The following is a 13,051-nucleotide window of genomic DNA, read 5'->3' on the forward strand; positions in this document are numbered from 1 at the left end:
GGCAGACGTCGCCTGCGCATGTGGCGCCGCCATCCCCCGGCCTCTGCCACCGCCATCTTCCGGCGCATGTCACCGCCTCGGGTCGCTGTCGCCGTCTCCCCGCCCGGCGGCGCGCCCCCTGCCCGGCGGCGCAGCCTCCGGCCAGCGAGTTTTGTGGCCTCAGGACCGGTGTCGCCGTCCGCATCGGTCCTGAGGCCACAAAACTGTGCGGGCGGGCTCGGGTCGCCGGCTGGCCGGGCGGGTAGGCCGGCCCGGCCCGGCCCGGCCGGCTGGGCGGGCCCGGGCCGGCGGCGTGGGCGGGCTGGGGTCAGTCGTCGATCTCCAGGAGATCGGCGGCGCTCTCGAGGTTGTCGAGCTCGGAGCTCTCGCCGGTGTCCCGCTGCATCCGGTCGAGGTAGGGCTGCGCCCGGCCCACCTGGTGCTCCAGTGCGGTCACCGTGGTCAGGAAGTTCTCATTGGCCTGGGTGCGGAAGGCGTCGATCCCGTCCATCGTCGTGAACAGGTTGTCGAAGGCCTTCTGCAGGGTCTCGGGAGAGACGCCCGAGGTGGCGGCCTGCTCCTGGATCTTCTGGGTGTTGTCCGCGAGCATCTGCGAGGTGCGGTCGATGAGGGAGTCGGTGGTGCGGTTGACCGCGTCGATCTGGTCCAGCACCAGTTTCTGGTTCTCGAGCGCCTGAGCAGTGATCACCGCGGTGCGCAGCGCCGTGACGGTGGTGGTGCGAGCCCGATCCACGCCCTGGGCGAGCTGGGTGTTGTTGTCCTCGATGAGGCCCATCGCGAGGTAGGCCTGGACGGTGACGGCGATCTGGGTGGCCACGTCCTGGCGGCGCTGACGCACGGCGAACAGCACGTCGCGCTCGAGGGCGTCGGCCGAATTGGCCTTGCCCTCCGCGCGCAGTCCGTCGGCGCGGCGCACGGTGCGCTCGTCCAGCAGCGTCAGCAAGGACGAGGCCTTCTGCAGCGCGCCGAGGTCCTCCCAGAGGGAGCGGCGCTCCACGGACAGTTCGGCGTTGTCGCGCTGCAGCATCTCCTGGCCGCGCCCCAGTGCCGCGAGCACTTCGTCGAGCTGCTTCTGATTGGACTCGTAGCTGCGGAAGTAGCGCTTGGCAGTGTTCTTGCCGGGCAGGAACGACAGCGCCTTGGAGGCGAAAGTGTCCTCCTTGGGGGCGAGATCCTCCATCGTGGTGCGCAGCTGGGAGAGCGACTTCGAGACCGACTCCTGGGAGCCGCCGCTCTCCTTGGCATCTCGCAGCGACTGCTCCATGAATCGCGACGAGGTGCCGGTGGTGCGCTCGAAGGTACGGCGGGCGACGGCGCTGAGGGCGTCGACCTGCGCGGTGAACTCCTGGGAGTGCGGGTTCAGGGTGGAGATCTGCTCGACCCACTGATCGGCGCGGGCGGCGAGGTCCTGCCGCTGCTCTGCGGGGAGATCGGGGAGCATCGAGACGGCCTTGTCCGCGGGGACCTCGGCGACGGGCTCGGCAGGGGTGATCTCCGGTTCGGGCGTGGGCGGCTGGAGCTTGTCCATGGGGGGCCTCCTCGGGCGGTAGGGCTGATTGTCAGGTCGTCGAGCAGAGGGTCAGACGTCGATGATCGGGTTCAGGTGCTGGTCGGCGAAGCGGGTGCGGAGGAACTCGGCGTGCACCTCGAGGGAGTGGGAGACCCCGGCGACGAGGTCGCTCTCGATCCGTTCGACCCCTTCTGCGAGCACGGCGAGCTGCTGATCGATGTCCTCGAGGTTCGCCAGCGCTTCGCGTCGGGCGGAGCCGGCGAAGGTGGCCAGGAACCCGGTGATGTCCTCGACGGAGTCCAGCAGCTCGGGGATGTACCTCGTGGCGATGCCCTCCAGGAGGGTCACCTCGCTCTCGAAGGGGCGCTGCGCGCGCAGCGTCTCGGACTCGGCGAGGGCGTCGATCCGTCGCGCCAGGGAGTCGAGGTGCTCGAGGGTGAGGCCCACCGTCGGCTCCGAGGCGGTTCGGCGCAGCTCTGTGGTGCGGGCGCGGCTCCGAGCCGTCGCCCCCTGGATGTCCGCGAGCATCGCCGCGGTGGTCTCCGACTCCCCGGTCGAGGCGGTGACCTGGGGGGTCTGTGGAGACGTGAGGGCGCGCACTGCGGCTCCGCTGCCCCCTGCGGCGAGCACGCCGGCGCCGGCCGCGATCCCGAAGGCCGCGAGAGGGCCGACGATCGCGGTGCCGAGACCCAGCACCAGGCAGGCCACGGCCACCAGGCCGCCGGTGAGCAGGGGGACCCCGACGGAGAACAGGGCGGATCGCCCGGAGCGTCGGCGGCCGACGTCGGACGAGGTGGGGCCGTGCACCGTGCCCTCGAGCGGCTTCTGGACCGGCCCCCAGAGGCTGCGTCGCTCAGCGGTCGCCTTCCAGGGCAGATCGACGTCGCCGGGCGCGACGGGGTTGGGCGCGCCGGGGTCGGGGGACGTGGCGTCCCCGCTGGTCGGCCTCTGGGCCGACGGATCGTTCCCGTCTGTCACACGTACCCGCTGTTCCCTCGGAAGGCGGCGACGAGGTTCTCATCGGGCCGGGCGACCCGACCTCGGGTCGGGTCCGTGCGCCGTGCGATCGCCTCGTCATGGGCGTGACCGAAGGTTATCGCGATCGCCTGGATACCTCCCAGCGTCGGCTCAGCCGGTCACCTCGCGGCGGGCTCCACGGAGCCCGCGAGCGCTGCCAGAGAGCGGTCGAGGAACTCCGGCCCGACGGATGGCAGGCCACCGATCTCCTCAGCGACCTCCGGTGGGGTCGCGCTCCAGTCGTACGTGAGGCGCACCCGGGTGCCCTCGGGCACGGGCTCCAGGTCGTACCGCCAGGTCCAGCCGCCGCCCTCCAGGGTGCCGTTCGCGGAGTACTGCGCGGGCTCCCAGGCGACCGTGCGGCCCGGTTCGAAGGCGATCACGAGATTGTGCATCTCGTAGCGGCCGCCGGCGTTGACCTGGAACATCTCGATCCCGAAGACCTGCCCGGTCGCGGTGATCCGGGCCGGTTCTGACTCCAAGGAGCCCCTCACCCAGTCCGTGGGCTCCGTCAGATGGTGCTTGGAAGGGTCCGTGAGCAGGTCGAACACGACGTCGGGGAGCGCGTGGACGATCCGTTCGGCGATGAAGCGATCGGCGAACGTGGAGGGTTCCTGGTGGTCCTGGTGGTCCTGGTGAGTCGTCATGATGAGCTCCGTCCATAGAGTGCTGCGACCTCGGGGGAGTCGAGCCACTTCTCGTAGGTCCCGGACTGCGGCCATCCCTGCGGCACGTCCTGCCACTGCTCCTGGCGGCCCCAGGGGAGCACGTCCATCAGGGCGAAGGTGTGGGAGAGCTGCTCGGTGCCGCGACCGTCGGTGTGCCAGGTGCGGTAGACGGTGTCGCCGTCGCGCAGGAAGACGTTCATCGCGAAGCCGCCGCCGGCCGGGGCGCCGACGTCGGCGCCGAAGGGGCTGTTCGCTGTCGAGTACCACGTCATCTCATTGCCCACCTTCTCGCGGTAGGCGAGGGCCTCGTCGATCGGCCCCTGGGTGACCACGACGAAGCGGGCATCGTAGCGGCGCAGGAAGTCCAGGCGGGTGAACTGGTGGGTGTAGCTCGTGCAGCCGCCGCACTGCCACTCGGAGTCGGGGGACCACATGTGGTGGTACGTGATCAGTTGGGACTCGCCGTCGAACAGGTCGACGAGTCGCACGGGTCCGTCCTTCGACTCCAGGGTGTAGTCGGGCAGCGCGACCATGGGCAGCCGACGGCGCTGGGCGGCGATCGCGTCGAGCTCGCGGGTCGCGGCCTTCTCGCGCACGCGCAGCGCGTCGAGCTCGCGCCGCCAGGTCTCGGTCTCGACGACGGGTGGGTAGGTGGTCGGGTTCGCAGTCATGATGCTCCCTCGCGACGTCGGGATATGGTGCATGTGAACACCATCCACATTGGTGTGAACACCGTAAACTTCGAGGGGATGGGCGTCAAGAGTGTCGGAGAGATCGCGTTCCTACCATCACGGCGACCTGCGGGCCGCGCTGGTGACGGAGGCGCTCGAGATCGCCCGGACGGAACCGGCGGCGCTCTCGCTGCGCGAGGTGACCCGCCGCGCGGGGGTCTCCCCGGCTGCTGCGTACCGCCACTTCCGGGACCGCTCCGCCCTGATGGGCGCCCTGGCGACGGAGATCCAGCACCGCATGGTGTCGCGGATGCGGGCGCGCACCGCGGACCTCGAACCGGCCGACCCCGCGCGGGAGGCCCTGCTGCGACTGCGCGGCGTGGGCCTGGGGTACATCGACTTCGCCATCGAGGAGCCGGGCTGGTTCGAGCTCGCCTTCTTCGGGAGCGCCGAGGGCGCCGCCGTCGAGGAGGAGGCAGGATCGAGCCCCGAGCAGGTCCCTCCTTTCGCGGAGCTCCTCGCAGCGCTGGACGACTGCGTGGCGGCCGGTGCCCTGCCCGCGGAGCGCCGCGCCGGAGCGGAGTTCTCCTGCTGGTCCGCCGTGCACGGCTGCGCAGAACTGATGGTGCACGGCCCTCTACGCGGCGCCCCGCCCGCGGTGGTGCGCGAGGTCGCCCAGCGCGTGGTCGACGACATCATCACCGGGATCCGCTGAGCCGCGCCACCCAGTCGCGCTAGCGCTCAGCCGCTCCACCGTTCTGCCGTTCCACAGTTCTGTCGTCTTCTACCGCTCTGTCGCATCGGCTCCCCCTCCGCGGACGACGTCCTGCGCGCCCGGCGCGGGGATCTCCTCGTCGAAGGGGATCATCGGGCGGTTGATCCGGGAGTGCCCGAGGCGGATCAGGTCCTGGTCCACGCCACCCGGGGTGAGGGCCAGCAGCCAGTCCGCGGCCGCCTCGTACTGGTCCGGCTCGAGGTATCCCATCTTCACGGTGACCACGTCGAAGCCCGTCATCGACAGTCCCAGGCGTTCGAACATGCCGTGGGTCGCCCACTGCGAGCGCCGAGCCGTGATCACGACGCTCAGCCCCGTCGGCCGGTCGCCGTCGAGCACCCGCAGGGCGGCCGCGCGGCCCGTCGGGACCGACTCATCCAGTGCGGCCACCTCGACCCGCAGCGGGACCGGGCCGGGCTCGCGGGTGTCGATCCGTGCACCGATCTCGAGGTCCCCGCGGCCCCCGACCCCCAGTTCCCAGGCGGCATCTGTCGAGCTCGGGTCGACCAGCGAGACCATCAGCGCGCTGACCTGGCCGGCGCGGATCTCCTGGCGGGCGGCGAGGCGCGCCAGGGCGTGGGTGGTGTCGTCGGCGCCGCCCGCGCCCGGGTTGTCCCCGGAGTCGGAGATCCAGAACGGGCGAGCGGTCGAGGAGATCGCCCGGTCCAGGCACTGATCGAAGGTGCCGGTGGGCGCGACGAACTCGAAGTCGTGGCGCGCCTGCCAGACGGTGCGGGCGAGCTCGAGGGCGGCATCCTCGACGGCCTGGGCGTCGTCCCCGAAGGCGACGACCGCGGCCTGGCAGCGCGGTTGGTCCGCCCAGGCGAAGCCGATCCAGTAGGAGATGTCGGTGATCCCGGGGCGCTGCGTGATTCCCGGGATGCCGGCATAGATCGACTTCGCCGGTTCGATGCGGGTGGAGGTCTTCTCGCCGGGCAGCAGGATCGGCACGTGCAGGAGCGCCTTGTGCGGCAGGGCCCCGCCGTCGCGCACGCGAGAGGCCGCCTCGACGAGGTCGCGCAGTCCGCGCTCGCGGGTCTCCCAGGCGTCGATGTGCGGGGCGTGGCGGTAGCAGGTCATCAGGTCACAGGCCTCGAAGAGGGTGTGCGAGACGTTCCCGTGGAGGTCCATCGCGGTGCCGACCACGACGTCCGGCCCGATCGCGGCCCGGATCGCGGTGATCAGGTCGCCTTCGGCGTCCTCGAGGCCCACCACGCTCATCGCCCCGTGGATGTCGAAGAAGAAGCCGTCCAGCGGGGCCTGCGCGTGGGCGGCGGCGAGGCCTTCGACGATCTCCTGCTTCCAGCTCTCGTACACCTCGCGCACCAGCTGGCCACCGGGCAGGGCACGGGCGTGCAGGACGCCGACGTACTCCGCCGCCTCCCGCAGCACCTGCCCGGTGCTGGAGGCACCGGTGCCCGCAGAGCCCGGTGCGGCGGGCCCGGGGGCGGAGCCGGGATCGCCGGCGCCGCTGAAAAAGGGGTAGCGGTCCAGGATCGCCGCAGTGCCGCGGCGCACCTCGAAGTCGTCGGCTCCGGAGCGGTAGGGGGTGAAGGTCGAGGATTCGATCGCGATCCCGGCGATGCCGATGCGGGGAGCGGCGGCGGACTGATCGGATGGCGCGGACTGCGGTGCGGGCGCCGAGCTCGACGTGGGGTGTGCGGGCTGCGTCGTCGCAGACATGGGATGCTCCAGAGGCTTAAGCGGTTGATACTGGATTCGTCCATCCTTCCACCCCGACGCCCGTCCCGCCATGAACGCGCCGAGGCGCGCGAAGGAGCACCCCATGATCAGCTTCGATGACCGCCACGGACCGGCCGACGCCGCCCCGGCGAGCGACTATCCGGACCTCGCCGTTCCCGACTGGTACCGGGACGCGAAGCTCGGCGTGTTCGTGCATTGGGGTCTGTACTCGGTTCCCGCCTGGGCCGACGTGCTCGACCGCAGCGACGTCACCGCCCAGAACGCCTACGCTCGTCATCAGTACGCCGAGTGGTACGCGAACACGGTGCGCATCGACGGCAGTCCCACGCGGGAGCGGCATGAGCGGCTCCATGGCGTCGGGCACTCCTACGAGGACTTCGCCGAGGACTGGACCCCTGCCCCGGACGCCGTGGCGCAGATCGTGGGATGGGCCGAGCGGGCCGGCGCCCGCTACGTCGTCCCCACCACGAAGCACCACGACGGCTTCTGCCTGTGGGACTCGGCGACCACTCCGTTCACCGCGGCGCGGCGGGGGCCGGGCCGGGACCTGATCGCGCAGTTCTCCGACGCCGCGCGACAGGCAGGGTTGCGGCTGGGGCTCTACTACTCCGGAGCCCACGATTGGCATGCGAGTCAGTTCCCGCCGCTGACCTCGAACCAGGAGCTGTTCGCGCTGCGCCGCAACGACGACGCCTTCGCGGCCTTCGCCGCCGCCCAGCTGCGCGAACTCATCGACCGCTTCGCCCCGGATCTGCTGTGGAACGACATCGACTGGCCCGACGCCGGCAAGTACGACGGCCCCGACTCCCTCCAGAACCTCTTCCGCGACCACCTCGCGGCCGTGCCGGACGGCCTGGTCAACGACCGCTGGGGCGTGCCGGTCCACGGCGTGCTCACCCGTGAGTACCAGGACATCGAGGAGGTGCAGGACGAGGTCTTCGAATCCACCCGCGGCCTCGGCCTCTCCTTCGGCTACAACGCCGACGAATCCGCCCAGCACGCCCTGGACGGCCCGGCGCTGATCCGCCTGCTGGCCGACGTCGTCTCCAAGAACGGGAACCTGCTGATCAACGTCGGCCCGCGCGCCGACGGCAGCATCCCCGAGCTGCAGGCCCGAGCCCTTGCGGAGCTGGGGGAGTGGCTGGGTCGCCACGGCGACGCGATCTATCGGACGCGACCGTGGTTCCACCGGGCGGTAAGGGTGCTGCCCGAGGGCGTGCGCTTCACGCTCGGGCAGGCGGCCGACGGGGCAGGTGAGACAAATCGGGCTGAGGGTGCCGTGGCGCTGAACGTGCTCCTGCTCGACCCGGCCGCCGGCCCCGTGAGCCTCGACGAGCAGGTCTCGGCAGTGTTCCGAGAGATCGCACAGGTTCCCGGTGATGGTGATGGGCCCGAGGGTGACGAGGGTTCGGCCGCGACGCGTCCATCGATCGCCGAGGGGTCCGGGCAGCCCGGCGTCGCCCTCGTCGACGGCCGCGTCAGGCTGGCGCCAGGCCTGGGGGAGCAGGCCGTCGCTGTCCTGACCCTGCCGCTGCGCTGACGCGTATGCCTCGGGAACGACTTACGGGTGACGCCAGAGTGCGGAGATCGGCAGACCCCAGATGCGATCGGCCAGCTGGCGGCTCTCCGTGGAGAGCCCGAGCACGGCGCCCCCGAGGAATCGGTCACCCAGACGTTCCGCCAGGGCTCGAATCCCCCGGGAATGGTCGGCGCGAATAGTCGAAGAGGACTTCACCTCGAGGAGAAAGACTCGACCGTCAGGGAACTCGAGGACGACATCCACCTCAAGGCCATCCCGGTCGCGGAAGTGGAAGATCTCGTACTCCTCGGCGGACCAGCCTCTCTGTGCGAACAGTTGAGCCACCACGAAGGCTTCCAGCTGGGCCCCGAGCGCGGGGGCTGACGTCAGCTGAGCCAGCTGTGCGGGCTTCAACCGCGAGAGGCGTGCCGCGAGGCCGGCATCCGCCACAGCGACCTTGTGCCGACCGACCTCCCGCTTGGTGAGGTTCGCCCGCCACGGTGGGAGATCGTGCGTGAGATACAAGGTCGACAGAGCTGCGAGGTAGGCCGAGATCGATGACCGGGCGATCGACAGCTCGTCCGCGAGCCTCGCCTGAATCAGCTCGCCACCCTGGTTCGCAGCCACGAGTCGAAGAACCGCGGCGAGGCGATCGCTCGACAATCCCCGGGAGACGTCGCCGACGTCCCGAGTGAGCAGACGGTCCAGGTAGTTGTCGAACCAGACGCCGTGGTGTCGCTCCGGAAGCTTTTGGATCTCCGGGAATCCTCCTCGAACGATTGCGTCGATGTGCGCCTGGCGTGACCAGCCCTGCTCGGCTCCGTCCAAAGAACCCTTCGCCTGCCGCACCCACGCCGCGAAGTCCTCCTTCCGCCCCGCGATCTCACCCTGGCTCAGACCATGGAGATCGAGCGTCACGGCTCGGCCGGCGAGCGAATCCGGTGAACGGGAGAGCCTCAGCAGATCGGACGAGCCGGTGAGGAGGAACTGCCCGGGGCGGCGGTTCGCGTCGATTGCGGCCTTGATCGCGAGGAGCACGGAAGGGTCGCGCTGCACCTCGTCGATGATCAGCAGACCATCGTGCGCCTGACGGACGAATGCTCGCGGGTCCAGGCGCGCGGATTCCCGTACCTCGACGTCGTCGAAGCTCACCGACATGTGCCGCTGAGGCTCCGCGATCATCGAGGCGAGGGTGCTCTTCCCAACCTGACGCGCCCCCTGAATCACGACGGCAGGGAACGACCCGAGAAGATCCTCTGCCTGAGGCAGAAGGTGTCGGGTGATCAGTGGTGTCATAGATCAATGGTAGGCCAGGTCGACCGTTCGCGACGACCAGGTCGAACGTTTGCGACCTACTAGCCCGAACATTCGCGATCCATCGGTCGGACTTCTGCGGCCGGCCGTTCACAGGATGCCGTCCAACCGTGTTCGGGTCTTCCGAGTCCTGAGGTCCGTGGCCAGGGGGCTGTCGGGGTTCACTGATCGACGAGCAGCGCGGCGATCTCCGGGTGCCCGGCGATATAGCCGTCCAGGAGCTCTGCCCCCAGGGTCGGTGAGCTGACCAGGGGGTGGATCGAGAATCCCTGCCAGGCGGCCTCGCGAGAACCGGTCATTGCGGCCTCCAGGATCTTCCGCTCGGCCGCGCGCAGCGACGCCATCATGCCGAGCCTGCCCAGCTCCACCGGGGCGACCGGGTGCGGATGCACCCCTTCGCCGTCCACGGTGCACAGCACCTCGAGCACCGCGTCCGCCGGGAGCTCCGGCACGATGCGCTGTGAGGCCGGAGCATCCTGTCGCTCAGCACTGATGTTGCCGACGTCGAGGATCATCCGCTCGCTGCGTCCCGTGGCCAGCGCGGTCATCAGTCGAAGCGCGACCTCCTGGTAGCCGCCGCCGGCGACGTCCTCCTCGCGACGCTCCTCGTCGCGGGACTCTGCCATGTAGGTGGCCTCGCGCTCGTGGAGGGTCTGCCGCCAGAGGTCCGCGGGGGAGGAGCAGCAGGAGGAGTCGGTGTGCGGGGAGGTGGCGTCGCCTGCCATCGAGTCGGTCGCGGCCAGGTAGAAGTCACCCTGCTGCTTGGCGAGGAACTCGCCGCGGGTGGTCGCAGAGGCGGTGATCCGTTCGATCGCCGAGGCGGTATGCAGGTAGTAGTACAGGTACTCGTTGGGCAGGGCGCCGTCGGAGCGCACCCAATCCTTCCCGATCAGCCGCGCCTCCTCGATCTCCTCGAGGGCGGCGTCGTCGGCCAGGAGCTCGGGCAGGCGGTCGGTCCCGTCGACCGTCACCGAGCGCAGCCAGCCCAGATGGTTCAGGCCCACGTAGTCGACCTCGGCGCCGCGCTCACCGGCGACCAGGTCGACGCCCAGCAGGCGACCCACCCGGCGCACCAGCCCGATCGGGGTGTCGCAGATTCCCACCGCGCGGTTCCCGAGCACGGAGCGCATCGCCTCGGTGACGATCCCGGCGGGGTTGGTGAAGTTGATGACCCACGCCGCGGGGGCGAGGTCGGCGACGGCGCGGGCGATGTCGAGCGCGACCGGGATGGTGCGCAGCGCGTAGGCGAGGCCGCCCGGGCCGATGGTCTCCTGCCCGAGCAGGCCCAGGTTCAGGGCGACCCGCTCGTCGACGGTGCGCGCCTCGGCGCCGCCCACGCGCACGGCGCTGAACACGAAATCGGCGTCGGCGACGGCCTCGCGCAGATCGGTGCTCGCGGTGACCCGCGGGGCGTGCGTGATGCGGCCGTCGGCCTCGAGCCGGCGCCGCACCCCGTCGATGACCTCGGTGATCGTGCGCAGTCGGCCTGCGTCCACGTCCTGCAGGGCGATCTCGTCGACGCGCAGACCGGTGGCACCGGTGGCGACGGCCTCGTACACCAGCGGGACGCGGAAACCGCCCCCGCCCAGGATCGTCAGCTTCATGGCAGCAGGACCTCCAGGTCCTCGCCCTCGGGGAGGGTGAGTGCATCGGGATGGGACGGGCGATCGGTGATCAGGGCGGTGAAGCGCCCCAGGGAGGCGACCTCGAGGAACCCCGAACCGGGGAACTTCTCGTGGTCGGCGAGCAGGAAGCACGTGGTCGAGACCTCGAGCAGTCCGCGTTTGACGGGCACCTCGCTGGGGGTCGAATCCAGCACGGTGCCGTCGGGCCGGATCCCGGAGGTGCCGAGGAACGCCGCGTCGACGCGCACCTGCCGCAGAGCCGATTCGGTCAAGGTGCCCACCAGGGACTGGTAGTTCGGTCGCAGCAGCCCGCCGAGCACCACGATGTCGATGTTCGGGGCATCGGCGAGGGACTTCACCACGGCGAGCGACGCCGTGACCACGGTCAGGGAGCGGTCGGCGAGCAGGGGGCACATCGCGGCGACGGTGGTGCCGATGTCCAGGGCGATCACGTCCCCGTCGGCGATGCAGCCGACGGCCCGTTCGGCGATCTGCCGCTTGGCGGAGGAGGCGGAGGCCGCGACATCGGCGAAGGCGCGCACGTCGGCCTCGGGGCGGATGCTTCCCCGGACGTCGCAGGCACCGCCGCGCACCCGGCGCACCGCTCCGGAGGTCGACAGCAGGTCGAGGTCACGACGGATGGTGGCCTCGGAGACGGCGAAATCCGCACTCAGACGGCCGACGGTCGCCGAGCCGTATCGGCGCACGAGGGCGACGATGCTCTCATGGCGCTCCTCGCTCAGCATGGCGTCACCGTAGCACCGTTCACGCAACTTCGAGCACGAGCGAGCAGAAGAATGCATTCACGGGCATGATGTGTCATGCTGGTGGTCTGCGCCACAGCATCGCGGCTGTCGCCGCCCGCACCTCCAGGAGAACCTCATGCGTCGACGTACCTTTCTCGGCTCGAGCGCCGCTGTCGGGGGCCTCGGGCTCCTCGCGGCCTGCGCGCCCGGTTCCGACACCGACGGTGGCGGCGGGGACGCCGCTGCACCGGAGGCGAGCGACGTCGAGACCGACCCGGCGGCGATGGGCGAGGTCTCCCTGAAGGTCTGGGACCAGGAGGTCCGCGGCGCGCAGAACGATGCGATCACCGCACTCATCGAGGCTTTCGAGCAGGAGTATCCGAACATCACGGTCGAGCGGGTCTCGCAGTCCTTCGACGACCTGCAGCAGCAGACCGGTCTGGCCCTCTCCGGCAACGATGTTCCCGATGTCCTGCAGGTCAACAACGCCCGCGGCGACATGGGCGAGTTCGTCAAGGCCGGCCAGCTCACGGATCTGTCCGCGTACTCCGAGGCCTACGGCTGGGAGGACCGCTACTCCACCTCGGTGCTCGCGAAGTCCCGCTACTCGGCGGACGGCGTCACCTTCGGTGACGGACCCCTGTGGGGCCTCCCGCAGACGGGCGAGGTGTGCGGCATCTACTACAGCGCCGCGAAGCTCGAAGCCCTCGGAGCGCAGCCGCCCACCACGTGGGATGAGCTCTTCGCCCTCGTCGAGGCCGCCCAGGAGGCCGGCGAGCAGCCGCTGGTGCTCGGCAACCTCGAGCAGTGGCCGGCGCTGCACGTCTTCGGCCCGCTCCAGGCGAACTTCGTCTCCACCGAGGAGATCATCACCCTCGGCATGGGCAACGCCGGTGCGGACTGGACCGGCGACGCCAACGTGCAGGCCCTCACCCAGCTGGCCGACTGGGCCGGCAGCGGCGCCTTCGGCGACTCGCCCAACGGCCTCGCCTACGACACCGCCTGGGCGGAGTACACGGAAGGCACCGGGGTGCTGCTGATCGGCGGCTCCTGGCTCGGCCCCGACATGGAGGCCGTGATGGGGGACGACCTGCGGTTCATGGCCCCTCCCGCGGGCGCCGACGGCACGGTCGCCACCACCGGAGGCACCGGATTGCCCTTCGCGATCCCCGCCGAGGCCGCCAACGTCGACGCCGCCGCGGCCTACATCGACTACATCACCAGTGACGCGGCGATGGAGCTGATCGCCGAGAAGGGCGGCATGCCGGTGCTGCGCACCGCCGAACTGGCCCCGGAATCCGGCGTGAACAAGGACATCTACGAGGCATTCGACGCGGTCTCGACCGACGGCGTGCTGCTGCCCTACCTCGATTACGCGACCCCCTCGTTCGCCGACACCGCCGGGGCCGCTCTGCAGGAGGTCATCGGAGGCCAGGCCGAGCCGTCGGCCGCCGCCGAGACGCTGCAGGCGGACTACGGCGAGTTCACTGCGCAGGGCTGAG

At 70.5% G+C, this 13,051-nt stretch carries 11 protein-coding genes; 3 read left to right on the forward strand and 8 right to left on the reverse strand.

Annotated features, from left to right (window positions below; translation table 11 throughout):
- Positions 1–307 precede the first annotated feature (307 nt).
- From INT51_RS11825 to INT51_RS11840, 4 genes are all read right to left on the reverse strand, one after another.
- The gene (locus tag INT51_RS11825) at positions 308–1,528 is read right to left on the reverse strand and encodes a toxic anion resistance protein (RefSeq protein ID WP_193105511.1); all 1,221 of its coding nucleotides are present in this window, start codon (positions 1,526–1,528) and stop codon (positions 308–310) included.
- A 51-nt stretch (positions 1,529–1,579) separates the two neighbouring features.
- Entirely contained in the window at positions 1,580–2,488 is a 909-nt protein-coding gene (locus tag INT51_RS11830) for a hypothetical protein (protein ID WP_193105512.1), read from the reverse strand.
- Between the two features lie 158 nt (positions 2,489–2,646).
- On the reverse strand, positions 2,647–3,174 hold the full coding sequence (locus tag INT51_RS11835; RefSeq protein ID WP_193105513.1) for an SRPBCC family protein: 528 nt from the start codon (positions 3,172–3,174) through the stop codon (positions 2,647–2,649).
- On the reverse strand, positions 3,171–3,866 hold the full coding sequence (locus tag INT51_RS11840; protein ID WP_193105514.1) for a DUF899 family protein: 696 nt from the start codon (positions 3,864–3,866) through the stop codon (positions 3,171–3,173). Before INT51_RS11840 ends, INT51_RS11835 begins: the two co-directional genes overlap by 4 nt.
- Before the next feature lie 91 nt (positions 3,867–3,957).
- Here INT51_RS11840 and INT51_RS11845 point away from each other — a divergent pair, with 91 nt between their 5' ends.
- Positions 3,958–4,581, forward strand: coding sequence for a TetR/AcrR family transcriptional regulator (locus INT51_RS11845; RefSeq protein ID WP_193105515.1), 624 nt, complete (start codon positions 3,958–3,960; stop codon positions 4,579–4,581).
- A gap of 69 nt (positions 4,582–4,650) precedes the next feature.
- On the opposite strand, the gene INT51_RS11850 is transcribed toward INT51_RS11845, so the two are convergent.
- A complete protein-coding gene (locus INT51_RS11850; RefSeq protein WP_193105516.1) occupies positions 4,651–6,324 on the reverse strand; it encodes a M81 family metallopeptidase in 1,674 nt (557 codons plus the stop codon).
- A gap of 103 nt (positions 6,325–6,427) precedes the next feature.
- On the opposite strand from INT51_RS11850, the gene INT51_RS11855 reads away from it, so the two are divergent.
- Positions 6,428–7,885 carry an alpha-L-fucosidase gene (locus INT51_RS11855; protein ID WP_193105517.1) on the forward strand — a complete coding sequence of 486 codons (1,458 nt, stop codon included), beginning with the start codon at positions 6,428–6,430 and terminating at the stop codon, positions 7,883–7,885.
- A 21-nt stretch (positions 7,886–7,906) separates the two neighbouring features.
- Here the strand turns inward: INT51_RS11855 and INT51_RS11860 are convergent, their stop codons facing one another.
- The 3 genes from INT51_RS11860 to INT51_RS11870 all read right to left on the reverse strand — a co-directional run bounded on the left by INT51_RS11860 (position 7,907) and on the right by INT51_RS11870 (position 11,549).
- Positions 7,907–9,160 carry an ATP-binding protein gene (locus tag INT51_RS11860; RefSeq protein WP_193105518.1) on the reverse strand — a complete coding sequence of 418 codons (1,254 nt, stop codon included), beginning with the start codon at positions 9,158–9,160 and terminating at the stop codon, positions 7,907–7,909.
- Between the two features lie 179 nt (positions 9,161–9,339).
- Positions 9,340–10,782 (reverse strand): 6-phospho-beta-glucosidase, encoded by a 1,443-nt coding sequence (locus INT51_RS11865; protein ID WP_193105519.1) that lies wholly within the window; start codon positions 10,780–10,782, stop codon positions 9,340–9,342.
- Positions 10,779–11,549 carry a DeoR/GlpR family DNA-binding transcription regulator gene (locus INT51_RS11870; RefSeq protein ID WP_193105520.1) on the reverse strand — a complete coding sequence of 257 codons (771 nt, stop codon included), beginning with the start codon at positions 11,547–11,549 and terminating at the stop codon, positions 10,779–10,781. The genes INT51_RS11865 and INT51_RS11870 overlap by 4 nt, the downstream gene beginning before the upstream one ends.
- 136 nt (positions 11,550–11,685) lie before the next feature.
- On the opposite strand from INT51_RS11870, the gene INT51_RS11875 reads away from it, so the two are divergent.
- Positions 11,686–13,050 (forward strand): ABC transporter substrate-binding protein, encoded by a 1,365-nt coding sequence (locus INT51_RS11875; RefSeq protein WP_193105521.1) that lies wholly within the window; start codon positions 11,686–11,688, stop codon positions 13,048–13,050.
- Position 13,051: the final 1 nt, after the last annotated feature.

This window comes from Brachybacterium sp. FME24 (assembly GCF_014897705.1).
Classification (GTDB): domain Bacteria; phylum Actinomycetota; class Actinomycetes; order Actinomycetales; family Dermabacteraceae; genus Brachybacterium.

Coding starts and splice junctions, on each gene's coding strand:
- INT51_RS11825 (WP_193105511.1), bottom strand. CDS start 1,528: ATGGACAAGCTCCAGCCGCCCACGCCCGAACCGGAGATCACCCCTGCC.
- INT51_RS11835 (WP_193105513.1), bottom strand. CDS start 3,174: ATGACGACTCACCAGGACCACCAGGACCACCAGGAACCCTCCACGTTC.
- INT51_RS11840 (WP_193105514.1), bottom strand. CDS start 3,866: ATGACTGCGAACCCGACCACCTACCCACCCGTCGTCGAGACCGAGACC.
- INT51_RS11850 (WP_193105516.1), bottom strand. CDS start 6,324: ATGTCTGCGACGACGCAGCCCGCACACCCCACGTCGAGCTCGGCGCCC.
- INT51_RS11855 (WP_193105517.1), top strand. CDS start 6,428: ATGATCAGCTTCGATGACCGCCACGGACCGGCCGACGCCGCCCCGGCG.
- INT51_RS11860 (WP_193105518.1), bottom strand. CDS start 9,160: ATGACACCACTGATCACCCGACACCTTCTGCCTCAGGCAGAGGATCTT.
- INT51_RS11865 (WP_193105519.1), bottom strand. CDS start 10,782: ATGAAGCTGACGATCCTGGGCGGGGGCGGTTTCCGCGTCCCGCTGGTG.
- INT51_RS11870 (WP_193105520.1), bottom strand. CDS start 11,549: ATGCTGAGCGAGGAGCGCCATGAGAGCATCGTCGCCCTCGTGCGCCGA.
- INT51_RS11875 (WP_193105521.1), top strand. CDS start 11,686: ATGCGTCGACGTACCTTTCTCGGCTCGAGCGCCGCTGTCGGGGGCCTC.